The 11,953-nt window shown below is 60.9% G+C and carries 10 protein-coding genes and 1 rRNA gene; 6 read left to right on the top strand and 5 right to left on the bottom strand.

Features of this window, described 5'->3' with window-relative positions:
• Positions 1–184 precede the first annotated feature (184 nt).
• Positions 185–307: ribosomal RNA gene (gene rrf, locus C480_RS16545) — 5S ribosomal RNA — on the top strand.
• 246 nt (positions 308–553) lie between these two features.
• On the top strand, positions 554–982 hold the full coding sequence (locus C480_RS16540) for a DUF7344 domain-containing protein (RefSeq protein ID WP_241433845.1): 429 nt from the start codon (positions 554–556) through the stop codon (positions 980–982).
• Between the two features lie 152 nt (positions 983–1,134).
• Here C480_RS16540 and C480_RS16535 read toward each other — a convergent pair whose 3' ends face one another.
• Both C480_RS16535 and coxB read right to left on the bottom strand, forming a co-directional pair.
• Positions 1,135–2,277 carry an NAD(P)/FAD-dependent oxidoreductase gene (locus tag C480_RS16535; protein WP_006666762.1) on the bottom strand — a complete coding sequence of 381 codons (1,143 nt, stop codon included), beginning with the start codon at positions 2,275–2,277 and terminating at the stop codon, positions 1,135–1,137.
• Positions 2,278–2,692: 415 nt separating this feature from the next.
• Positions 2,693–3,466, bottom strand: coding sequence for a cytochrome c oxidase subunit II (gene coxB / locus C480_RS16530; protein ID WP_006666761.1), 774 nt, complete (start codon positions 3,464–3,466; stop codon positions 2,693–2,695).
• A gap of 218 nt (positions 3,467–3,684) precedes the next feature.
• Between coxB and C480_RS16525 the strand changes: the two genes are divergently transcribed.
• Together C480_RS16525 and C480_RS16520 are read left to right on the top strand one after the other, a co-directional pair.
• Entirely contained in the window at positions 3,685–5,970 is a 2,286-nt protein-coding gene (locus tag C480_RS16525) for a DUF6789 family protein (protein ID WP_049903842.1), read from the top strand.
• Positions 5,967–6,545 carry a hypothetical protein gene (locus C480_RS16520; protein ID WP_006666759.1) on the top strand — a complete coding sequence of 193 codons (579 nt, stop codon included), beginning with the start codon at positions 5,967–5,969 and terminating at the stop codon, positions 6,543–6,545. The genes C480_RS16525 and C480_RS16520 overlap by 4 nt, the downstream gene beginning before the upstream one ends.
• Before the next feature lie 194 nt (positions 6,546–6,739).
• Here C480_RS16520 and C480_RS16515 read toward each other — a convergent pair whose 3' ends face one another.
• Complete coding sequence (locus C480_RS16515) at positions 6,740–7,600, bottom strand: manganese catalase family protein (RefSeq protein WP_006666758.1); 861 nt, start codon at positions 7,598–7,600, stop codon at positions 6,740–6,742.
• Positions 7,601–7,793: 193 nt separating this feature from the next.
• Here C480_RS16515 and C480_RS16510 point away from each other — a divergent pair, with 193 nt between their 5' ends.
• Positions 7,794–8,204 (top strand): hypothetical protein, encoded by a 411-nt coding sequence (locus tag C480_RS16510; protein ID WP_152424076.1) that lies wholly within the window; start codon positions 7,794–7,796, stop codon positions 8,202–8,204.
• A 6-nt stretch (positions 8,205–8,210) separates the two neighbouring features.
• On the opposite strand, the gene C480_RS16505 is transcribed toward C480_RS16510, so the two are convergent.
• Entirely contained in the window at positions 8,211–9,125 is a 915-nt protein-coding gene (locus tag C480_RS16505) for a cytochrome c oxidase subunit 3 (protein WP_006666756.1), read from the bottom strand.
• Between the two features lie 75 nt (positions 9,126–9,200).
• Positions 9,201–10,586 (bottom strand): NAD(P)/FAD-dependent oxidoreductase, encoded by a 1,386-nt coding sequence (locus C480_RS16500; protein WP_006666755.1) that lies wholly within the window; start codon positions 10,584–10,586, stop codon positions 9,201–9,203.
• 150 nt (positions 10,587–10,736) lie between these two features.
• Here C480_RS16500 and C480_RS16495 point away from each other — a divergent pair, with 150 nt between their 5' ends.
• On the top strand, positions 10,737–11,771 hold the full coding sequence (locus tag C480_RS16495) for a D-2-hydroxyacid dehydrogenase (RefSeq protein ID WP_006666754.1): 1,035 nt from the start codon (positions 10,737–10,739) through the stop codon (positions 11,769–11,771).
• Positions 11,772–11,953 lie beyond the last annotated feature (182 nt).

The raw sequence follows: 11,953 nt of genomic DNA, 5'->3' as shown, positions 1-11,953 counted from the left end.
CTCGGGGTGTACGCGTCGAGGCAACGAGACGTTGAGCCCGCGAGCACTAATCGGCCAAGCCACACATTCATACTGCATCTGGATCGGACCCGTGAACGGGTCCGGACGCAAACTGGACTACACGGACATACTGGTCATACCACCGATTATGGTTTGACAACGGTTCGATTCCGTTGATCGGCGTTAGGGCGGCCACAGCGGCGGGGAACCTCCCGTACCCATCCCNGAACACGGTTGATAAGCCCGCCTGCGTATCGGCGAGTACTGGAGTGAGAGATCCTCTGGGAAATTCGATTCGCCGCCTCCACTCATACTCATACTCATACGTAGTTGCCCCACACAGCAGCGGCTGTGTGGGGCAGTTTATATTTCATAATTGCAATTGTCTAGTACTAACTCCCGCCCACTATCGCTGGTAGTGATATCTGTCGGTATAGATCCGAGTTCAGATCGAGAGTCCGTTTGCGAATCGAGTAGAAAGCAGGGCGATCGAAGCGCGTCCCAAATTTATTTGGAGCGAGGTTTATCGGGGTGTGACTGGTAGACACACATCATGTCAGATCACAGTGGTTCTGAACTCGATACTGTGTACGAGCTTTTGTCGAGTTCACGATGCCGACATCTCATGTATTCTTTTTTAGATGGAGATGCTGCGAGTGTTGTCGAGCTTACGCAACAGGTAGCAGAGTGGGAGCAGGGAGTGGAGACGGAGTCGATAGCGATGTCGTTGCACCATCAGCAGTTGCCGCGTCTCGCTGATCACGGGATGGTTGAAGTTGAGTACGGAGAGAAGGAGAATACGGTTCGAGCGACGGCGGCGTTCGAGCGAGTTCAGGAATTGGTTGCACAGGTAAGTGCAGTTGAGGAGGAGGGTGGGGAAGCAAGTAGCCCACGTGAGTTTTTCGATGGGGATGAGGCTTCGATCGGGTCTGGAAAGGAGATTACTGCTGGGTCGAATCTGGAATTGGGAGGCGGGCGTTGAAGTCGGTGTCGTGGTGGAACGAGTGATGCAGGGTGGGTGGTTGTGGGAGTAAGTGCTGTGTTGTGCTGTGTTGGGTTGTTTCTTCCCTAGTGTGCTGTCGAGAGGGGGTAGTGGTGGAGTCCCGTGTCCTGTAGCCGCGGGTACTGCGATTATTAGTCGTAGGTGTGGAATTCGATCGCGCGTTCGAGGAGTTCATCTGGGAGTCCGGGGACTTCTTCGGCGCGGACGGGGCCGAGTTCATCGAGAAGATCGAGATCACGCGGAAACGGTCTGCGTTGCCAGTGAATCGAAATGCCGGCTTTGGCTCCGTCCGCGAGTGCGATGGGGACTTGATTGTGGCCGGGTGTCAGGTCGCCAACGGCGTAGACGTTTTCGACGGAGGTTTGGCCGTGGTCGTCGACGGCGACGGTGCCGTCGTCGTTGAGTTCACAGCCGAGTTCGTTTGCGAGGCCGTTGTTATAGTCTGCGCCATACATTGCGAAGCCGCCGGTGTATTCGCGGATGGTTCCGTCTTCGAATTCGAGGGCAGTTAGCCACCCGTCTGCGTCGTTCTGGACGCCGGAAACGTCCTCGTGGATGATGTCGATTGGATGGTTTTTGAGAACGGTGTCGGTGTCGTCACTCCAGGTTGGGGGGTCACCGCGTGTGAGGAGGTCGACGGTATCGGTGAAGTTGAGCATGATTGTGGCGACGTGGGCGGCGCTTTCAGAGGTACCCATCACGTAGACGGGTTCGTCGATAAACATGTATGCATCACAGTGAAGACAGTAGTGGAGTCCGCGGCCGGTTCGGGGAAGTGGTGGGTCTGGACGGACGTCGGTAAAGCCGGTCGCGAGAACGACGTAATCAGCGGTGTAGGTGGTTTCGGTGCCAGAGAGGGTGATTTGTGGCGGAGCGGTTGTGTTGTCGAGTGTATTGGGGTTCGAGGTATCGATATCGGTGGTAGAATTGGTTCCGTCTTCGCTGTCACTTTCGGAACGAGTCTCAGTGGGTGCTAATTCTGATTCTGATTCTGGTGTTTCCGTTGAACAGGACGAGATTACGTCTCGATAGACGGTACACCCGTATTCCCGGAGTTGTTCGACACCCGTCGAGAGGAGTTCCTTACCGGCTGTTTCCTCGGTGATACCGATGACGTTGTGGACGTCCTGCATCATTGCGGCGCGGCCGCCGCCGCGGTTGATGAGCGCCGTTTGATTGCCGAGGCGCGTACAGTACAGAGCAGCGCTGAGTCCGGCCGGTCCGCCTCCGATGACGACGACATCGAACTCCTCGTGTGCTGGGTTGTCGGTCATAGGCGCCCTTCCACGGAGAGCGATAAAAAGCCCGTTTGAGAACCGATGAAGGTACTGCTGGGTGCGTCTTCTGTCGGATGGCCGTACCGAGAAGTCGCCATACGAAGCGATTCGGTATACTATTCGGTCAGATTTGAAGCGTGTCACCCGGAACACTAACGTCCAGCCTCATCCCGTGGCGGCGTGCCGCGTCGGCTGGCTAACCCTCGTGCCGGGTGAGAGAACGCCAGAAGTCGTGGCATCCTCCAGATGCTGCTGTCACGTGCCCGGGTTCGCCGTACTGTCATCGCACCCGAATGGGTTTGCTCGGACGGGGACTAAAGGCACGTAGGTGATCTAAGTGCCTGCATCGTTTAACTCTTACATGCTCGTTCGAGGAGTTCGGTGATGAGTGTCGGTCGAGCGCCTGCTGTTTTCACTCGGGTTCCGGTGTGTCGGTGACGGTCCCCTCGCCGTCGTGTTCTTCGATCCACTGGTCGTAGGTTTCAGGTTCGACGACGATGACGTCAGCGTCCATCCGCGAGTGACCAGCACCGCAGAACTCGGCGCAGACGGCGTCATAGCGGCCGGGTTCGGCGATTGTTCGGGCGCGGGTGTAGTCGCCGGGGAACGCGTCCTGTTTGATACCCAGATCGGGGACGAACAGCGAGTGGATAACGTCGTCACTGGTGAGCCAGATCGTCACGTTCTCATTGGCGGGTATCACGAGTTCATTTTCGGTCGTGATGTTCGAGTCGGGGTAGTTCGCTTGCCACGACCACTGGTAGCCCTGGACGTAAATTTCTTCGTCGGCGGTGTCGGGGAGGTCGTCGAACGATTCGACCGTTCCTTGGCCGCTGGTACCCCCACCGATCGCCTGTGAGGGAGAGACGTACGGGTTGACGAGAACGCTGTAACCGGAGAGGCCGACGAACAGCAGGATAATTGCTGTTGCGGCGGTCCAGGTAATTTCGAGAGCGGGATCTTCCGTGGTCGGCTCGGGGTCGTCGTTGTCGTGGAACTTGACGGCCGCATAGATGAGTATCACGAGGACGAATAGGGTGAGCGGAAGGGCGACGTAGAGCAGTTGGTACTCGAGGCCGTCGATAAGTTCTCGGTTTTCCGACTGTGCAGCAACTGTGCCGGCCAGTACGAGGTTTGAAAGCGTCGCGATGGCAAATGCGACGATCGTTCGTCGGCGGCTACTCATTGGAGGGGCTTCAACAACCAGGCTGATATACGTCCTGCATAGCTCAGTGAACTGTAACGATATCAGATAAGTACGGAAGAGAGTGACCGAGAGAGGAGATATAAGTTGTACGGAAACTCACGGCTAGCTGAATTCATCTTTATTGGGATTGATGGTGACGATACCGGTATGCAGGACGACGAGCGATGTAGTTGGGGCAGGGGAGGTGACGGGCAACGATGAACCGTGCACTCGTAGAAGTATCGTTGTTTGGCGCTATCATTATCGGTTGTCTTCTGGTTGCCCTTCTAGCACAGCGGCTGCGAGCCGAGCCGTCGCCGGACGGCGGCTATGCTGTGGGTCGGTCGCGCCAGTTCGGTCTCGCGGACGTGAAAGCGGCTGCTGTTCGGTGGACGACAACGACGAATCATCGCGAGATCGGATTGCTGTACATCGCGTTCGGTACCGTGGCGGCGATTTGGGGTGGAATCGACGCGATGATGATTCGCACGCATCTGTTGACACCGTCGGCGAACCTCTGGACCGAACAGACGTACAACGAACTGTTCACGATGCACGGTCTGACGATGCTCATTTTCTTCGTCGCGCCGGTGTTTTTCGGGATCGGGAACTACTTCCTGCCGTTGTTGATCGGGGCCGACGACATGGCGTTTCCGCGGCTCAACGCGATCGGATTCTGGTTGTTACCGCCATCGCTTTTGCTTGCACGTCTGGGAATCGTCGCCGAAGTAACGGGATCGATACTCGCGGTCGTTGTTCCGCGCGACTTCCTGTCCGTCTTGCTCGCGTTTCAGGAGCCAGCGATCGGCTGGACGATGTACCCGCCGCTATCATTGGCTCCGAATCCACAGACGAATTTCCTCCTGTTAGGCCTCCATTTGAGTGGCATCGCTACCACGATCGGTGCGATCAACTTCATCACGACGATCATCTACGAGCGCGACGAGTCGATCGGCTGGGCGAATCTCGATATCTTCTCATGGAACATGCTCGTCACGAGTTCGATTATCGTCTTTGCGTTTCCGCTGCTCGGTACGGCTGTCTTAATGTTGCTGTTTGACCGGAACTTTGGGACGACGTTCTACGCGATCGAGGGCGGTGGGCCGCTTCTCTGGCAGCATCTGTTCTGGTTCTGGGGGCACCCGGAGGTGTATATTATTTTCCTTCCGGCGACCGGGTTGATGAGCCTGATACTGCCGAAGTTCGTCGGTCGAAAGCTGTTCGGATTCAAGTTCATCGTCTATTCGACGATCGCGATCGGCGTACTCTCGTTCGGCGTCTGGGCGCACCACATGTTTACGACCGGGGTTGACCCGCGCGTTCGGGCGAGTTTCATGGCGACCTCAATTGCGATTGCCGTGCCAAGTGCGATCAAGGTGTTCAACTGGATCACTACGATGTGGAACGGCGATGTGAGGCTGGCTGCGCCGACGATCCTCTGTATTAGCTCGATCGGGCTGTTTATCGTCGCCGGTGTTACGGGCATCTTCCTGGCCGTTATTCCCGTGGATATCATCTATCACGGGACCTACTACGTCGTCGGCCACTTCCACCTCATCGTCATGGGGATCATCCCGCTGATGATGTTCGCCGCGAGTTATTACTGGTACCCCCTAATCACGGGCCGTATGTACGATCGCAGACTGGCGATTTTCCAATCATCGTTGCTTGTTGTCGGCTCTGCACTCACGTTTTTGACGCTGTTGGCGCTTGGATATCTCGAGTTGCCTCGTCGGTACGCGACCTATCCGGCGGAGTACTCGGGACTGCAGATCGTCGCAACCGTTGGGGCCTTCCTTATCGGTATTAGCGTACTCATGTGGCTCTATAACATGATCTGGTCGTACTTTCAGGGGAAGCCGGTCGAGACCGCCGATCCGTGGGAATTGAAGGCAACCGAGCAGTTCACGCCCGAGTGGCGGTGGTTCGAGGACCGCCTCGAACGCAAGCGCGGCGTCGCGCCGACCGAACCGGAAGAGACCCGTCCGTCGTACGTTCCCGCACGAGAGGACCGCCCGCTCTCGATCTACAGTCGGATCAAGCCGGTCGCACGGACCGTCGCGAACGACGCGGGAGCAGGCGCGGCCGGCGGCCTCTTCGGGACCGTGCTCATGTCGGGGATGCTCCTGCTGGCAGTCGCCCTGGGCGTGTTCGATCTCGCGACGTTCGCGGACCTCGCGACGCTCGTCGGGTTACCGGCGAACATCGGACTCGGCTACGCGCTGTTCCTCTTTGCGGGGATGACGGTCTGGCCGCTGTTGTTCCTCTCGCTGGGGGAATATCTCCCGGGTGAACTCACGTTCGTGACGGGGCTGTGGTACGCGACGGTTATCGCATCTGGCTTCGCGATCGCCTTCTATACCGGACAGACCGGCCTTGAGCTTGTTACGTACCTCATCTTCGTGATTCTCTCACACTGGATCTACGGGCTGGGACTCGCGGGAACGATCACGTATCTCGGCGGTCGACAACGGCGTCCGTCGACGGAGGCCGAGAACGAATGAGTGGCGGTGACGACGTGTCCGCCGAGACAGACGACTCGTCCGCTACCGGCACGGGACCGACTGAACCGACGATAGCGTCCGAATCGCTGTTACTGACCTACGCTGCGCCCTTTCTTGGCGTCCTTCTGATCGCAATTGGGCTCCCGCTGTCGATCGTCGGCGGATACGTCGTGATTCAGGACGGTGTCGGCCTCTGCGGAGACCCCACGATCACGGCGACTCACGTCGACGAATACGATGGGGTCCCGGACACTATCGAGACGCTTCCAGCAGCAGAACTCACGACGGCCGAACAGGAAGCTCTCGAAGAGGCGATTGAGAGCCCGCTACAGGAAGCGAAAATCGAGGGAGACATCCAGAACCGAGAAGCGTTTCTCGAGGGGGTACTCGTCGAGTACGAGGGCGAGGAGTACTACGTTCAGATCACCTCTCAGAACTCCTGTCTCGAGGTTCAGCCGCTGTTGTTCCCGATCGGTGGAATCGCGATTCTCGTCGGGATTCTGGGCGTCTTGACGCCGCCGATCTACCGGAGGATGGCTGGGTTCGAGGAGCGAATGCAACGCGACCAGCCGTAGTAATCGCCGCCGTTCTTCTGTTTTCGTATTCTTGCGTTCTCGTGTTCTCGTCACCGGTCACGAGCCTGCACGTTGCACGCTGCCCGTTCGCCGAACGCACCCCAGAGATGGCAGTCGACCGAACGATGAACGATGGCTCCTAACCGTCGGCTCTCGGATAGCGGTTCTACAGCAGGAAATCTCAACGACGGTGGCTATTTGCCCGACGTGGTCGAGTCATCCGAACCGTCCGACTCGCTCGTCCGATTCGGTTCGTCGTTCGTCATCGGATCGGGCTGTGGGGCGATAACCTCACCGTCACCCGGCTGTTCGGCAGCGTAGGAGAACTCCCCCATTCCGTCCGGCGACTCGCCCTGCGTCCACGGATAGCCGGGATCGGATTGTTCCTCCCGTCTGGTCGAGATGAACGTGTAGTTGAACTCCTGGTTCTCCTGTTCCTGCGGGAAGCTCGCGGGGACCGGAACCGGATCGTCGAGCGTCTCCAGCGCGCGCAGCCACTGGTTCTGGTGCATCGTGTCCCGCGCGATGAGGTAGGACAGCATGTCCTTCATGCCGGGGTCGTCAGTGTACTCCCAGAGCCGGGTTGCGAGAGTTCGGCCGGTCGCTTCTGCCATCACGTTCGCATAGAGATCACCCGCAAGGTTGCCTGACGCGGCGATGTAGCCGCCGGTGAACGGAACGCCATTGCTATCGACTGGCATCGCCGACTGGCCGGCCGAGAGGAACTGCCGCGGATTCTGCCCGGTCATCGCGGCGGCCGTTGCTGCGGTCTCCTGTGCATCCTCGCTCATCTGTTTCGGCGACCCGCGCAGGTTCTTCGTCACGGCGGTTGCGAGCATCTCGATGTGCCCGAGTTCTTCGGCGGCGGTCTCCATCAGCAAGTTGCGATACTCCTCGTAGCCTTCCGGGAGCGCCCAGGCCTGGAACATGTACTGCATGGCAACGCGCATCTCCCCCTCCTGCCCGCCGATCGCTTGCTGGAGGAGTTTCGCGAAGTGCGGGTCCGGTTGTTCGACGGTAACCTCGTACTGGAGTTCGGGTTCTTGGAAGAACATCCACTGGTCCCTGCCCAGCGCTGACGTGATAAATCTCTGTTGTGGACGAGACTGAACGTATCGCTGCCTGGAATCCTCTTGTGGTCGGGTAGTCAGCGCCGGTGGCAATGGCAATCGTCTCGGTGCGTTTCTCGGAGTCGTTGTGTCGTCATGCCAAACGATTATATCGACGCTGCTGGTCGGGGACCAGCGCATGAGCGAGAATACGCGGTGGCCGATGGCGCGACGGACGTTCGTCAAATGCGGCGCCGTCTCGACGGGCGCGCTGTTGGGAACGTCAGGCGCGAGCGCGCGTACCGACTCCAAGGAACCCGAGACGGAGCCCGCCGATCACGGACTGCTCTTTCCCTATCAGTTTCGCCCTGGGAGCCGAGCCACAGTCGCCGCATCCGAACTCGACTGGCAACCGGACCGCTTCGAGCGTTCGTATCAGACGCACGTCATCACGTACGATCATGCACCGTCGTATCGTGCCTTTCTCTTTACGGAACCGAACGAGACCCTTGCGCCGGCACAGTCGCTCGAGTTCAGCGGCGTCGAGCGATCAGCGCAAACTGCTGGCCGGGGGGTCGTCACCGTCGGCCTCGATTTTGATTTCGAGTGAGTCCCCTCAGATCGAGGCGCCGACGTAGAGCACGACCACGAGGAACAGCCAGACGGCGTCGACGAAGTGCCAGTACAGCGAGACGGTCGCGATAGAGGTATCGCGGTCGGGCCCGTAGTAGCCGCGAAGCGCCCGCCAACAGAGGATGGCGATCCCGCCGATGCCGAGTGCGACGTGGAAGCCGTGGAGTCCGGTCAAGCCGAAGAAGGCGCTCCCGAAGATGCCACTCGTGAGTGAAAAGCCCTCCGCGGTGATGAACTCGTAGTACTCGTAGGCCTGGCCGGCGAGGAAGACGATGCCGAGCGCGAGCGTCGCACAGAGCAGTGTGAGAAAGCGTCGCCTGTTGCCGTGGCCGAGTGATTCGTGAGCGTAGTGGAGGGTGATGCTGCTGGTGACCAGGAGTGCGGTGTTGATGACCACGAGCGATCCGAGCAGCGGGGGGAGTTCCGCGGCCGGCCACGTCCCGACTCTGATGAAGAAGTAGTAGATGAACAGGCCGCCGAACGTCGACACGTCGGTCGTGAGAAAGAGCATCGTGGTCGAGATGTACGACCCCCGAGACTTGTGCGGCTCCTGTCGCTCGCGCGCGGGTGCCAAAAACGCCTGATTGAGCCAGCCTCCGATACCAGCCAGGAGTGCGGCCGCGCCGACGACGGCGAGGCCGATACCGAGCGGGCGCGGCACGAGTTCGGTTTCGGCGCCGAAGATGAAGAGCGCGAAGCCGACGTAGAGGGCGGCAGCGCCGGCCGCGGCGATAAACGGCCAGCGGCTCCGGTGGTTGTGTTCGGGCTCGCCCTGGTCCCCGTGGCCGCGGTGGTCGCCGTACTCTTCGGGTGCCTGTCCGTCTGGAACGTGGTGGCCCGAGCCGTCGGCTCGAGCGGTGTCGTCCGCGGGCGGATCGGTGTGTCCACCAGAATCCATACACTCGCTTCTACGTCGACCCCGAAAAAGACTCCCGCGTAGGGGCAGGCCAGGGATGAGTGCACGCCGGTCGCGTCAGTAGAGATAGTCGTCCGCGTCGAACTGCACGTACCCACCGTTGCGGTAGGCGAACTTGCGTTTCTTGTACGAGACGAGGAGTTTACTCGCGCCGATACCGGCCGCGTAGGTCCGGTTGAGCAGGACGTTTTCGCCGCTGCCACCCTGCATGTCGGTGACGATATCGAACGCTCGGTCCCAGTCGTCGGGTTCGTAGTCCGCGACGATGTCGGCGAAGGCGACGTTCCGAAGGATCTCGTCGCCGATGGCGCGCTTCCAAACCTCGTTGTAGTGCTCGAGCGAGTCCGTCGCGGCGAGACGACCGGCGATTTTGCCGGTGCGGACGGCGACGTGATACCCGCCTTCGTGGAAGGCGGAGGTCGTTCCCATCGCGCCGCCGGCCACGGCAATGTTCGCGCCGACGGGCGAGTCGATCGGCCGCGTCGATGAGATCGGATACGTTTCGGTACCCGTCGACTTGCCGCGGTCCTCGACGATCGGCATGTCCGACTCGATGTCGTACTCGTCGCCGAACTCGTGCTCTAAGAGGCGGGTGATATACTCCGAGCCCGACGGAAGGCGCTCGTCCGAGGAGTCGAGTAGCGCGTAGGACGCGGGGTTGTCGACGTCGTCGAGTTCCATGCCAATCGGCATCGTCAGCCCGACGCGGGCGACGGTGCCGTCGTTGGGGAACACCCACGGATAGGCGGTTTCGCCCGGCATGTATCCCCACCAAAATTTGAGCCAGTTCGAGTCGAACAGCTCTTCGGGGAACTCCCGATACTCCTGGTAGGCGATGTGGTTCGCCGTCGGCGGCGAGAGCGCGTCGGCGATGCTTCGCCCCGGTGGCGTGAACTGATCTAGTGCCTCGAGCGTAATGCGTCGCTGTGGGCCATCGGCGAGGACGACGTACTGGGCTTCGATCCGGTCGCCGTTCGAGAGCGTCAACGTGTGCGTCGGTCCCTTCGGGCTCGACGAGCGGAGATCCGTTTCCAGATCCGAGACGCCGGTTCCCACGCGCAGGTCGGCCCCCGCGTCGGTCGCGCGCTCGTAGAGCCAGTCGTCCATCCGCGCTCGGTGGAAGGTGTAGCCGAACTTCGGATAGCTGGCGTCCATTCCCGTCGTCGTCAACTCGACGGCGCTGTTCGGTCCGACGAACTCGGTTCCCTCGAGTTCTTGGAGGACGACATCGTCCGGGATCTCCGCGTAGTCGAAGTCCATGATGTCGATCCAGTAGTCGAGCATTCCGGCGGCGTCGGTCGAGTCCGGTCCGAGCCCCTCGCGGTCTTCGCGAGGCACTCCCTGCTCGAAGAGGACCGTCTCGGCTCCGTGTGCGGCGGCCCGTTCGGCGGCGGTGGCACCTGCGGGACCGCCACCGACGACCGCGACCTCAACGCGTTCCATACTCCGTGTGGAATCAGTGGCCCGTATTAAAGTACCTGTATTTCGCGTCTGGAATCGACCGCGTGCGACGACGCGGGTGCGGACGGGGGTGTCAGTGCTTGCGCGCCGTCAACGTTTTTGACCGCTCCACACGAGGGCACGCGTATGGGTATGAACGCGAGCGATGGACGCGACGACCGTCCCGGGAGTACCGACGAGGGTGGACGCACGGACGAGACGACTACCGGAACCGAACCGGACGTGCTCGTCCTCCGCAAGGGGACTCACGGCGTCCCCGTCGAACAGTACGCCGGTGCGCTCCGCGAGCGGCTCCCGGACCACACCGTCTCGCTCGCCCGAACGCCCGCCGCCGAACGCGAGGCCATCCGCTCTGCCGCGTTCGTCACCGGCATGATGCTCGATAGCGACCTGCTCGACCGCGCCGACGACCTCGACGTCTTCGCGTGCGCGTACGCCGGCACCGGCCACCTCCCGCTCGATGAACTCTCGGAGCAGGACGTCGCGGTGACGAACGCGTCCGGCGTCCACGGGCCGAATATCGCCGAGCACGTCCTGGGGGCGATCCTGGGATTCACGCGGCGGTTTCACGTCGGCGCGCGCAGACAGCGCCGCCGGGAGTGGCGCCACTACAAGGCCCACGAACTCCAGGGATCGACGGTGACGGTCGTCGGACTGGGAGCGATCGGCCAGGCCGTCTGCGACCGCCTCGACCCGTTCGGCGTCGAGACGATCGGCGTGCGCTACTCGCCCGAGAAGGGCGGCCCGACGGACGAGGTCGTCGGCTTCGAGGGCGATGCGTTCGACGACGCCCTCGCGAGAACCGACTACCTCGTCCTGGCCTGCCCGCTCACGGAGACGACGCGCGGCCTGATCGGCCACGAGGAACTGATCACGCTCGATCCCGAGGCCGTCCTGGTCAATATCGCCAGGGGCCCCGTCGTCGACACTGACGCACTGGTGAGCGCGCTTCGGTCGGGAGCGATCCGCGGTGCCTCTCTCGACGTTACCGATCCCGAACCGCTTCCCGAGAACCACCCGCTGTGGACGTTCGAAAACGTCCAGCTCACCCCCCACAATGCCGGCCACACGCCGGCCTACTACGACCGCCTCGCTGACATCGTCTCCGAAAACGTCCGGCGCTATACCGCCGGCAGCGACGAACTCGTCAATCGGGTCTCGCTGTAACGCCACCCGCTCGAGTTCTTCGTGCTGGTCGGGATCGGTTCCGAGACCGTCCGCGTCCCCGCACGTCCCGTCCGTCCGTCCGAACGGCACTGCGGATACTTTTTTGCCCCGTTCCCGCGATGTGCCACTATGGACTCCACAGTTATCGTCGCTCCCGAAGCGTTCGGCGGAGGACGCAAACA

Source organism: Natrialba aegyptia DSM 13077 (assembly GCF_000337535.1).
GTDB classification, from domain to species: Archaea; Halobacteriota; Halobacteria; order Halobacteriales; family Natrialbaceae; genus Natrialba; species Natrialba aegyptia.
This window is presented reverse-complemented; position numbering and strand designations above follow the sequence as displayed.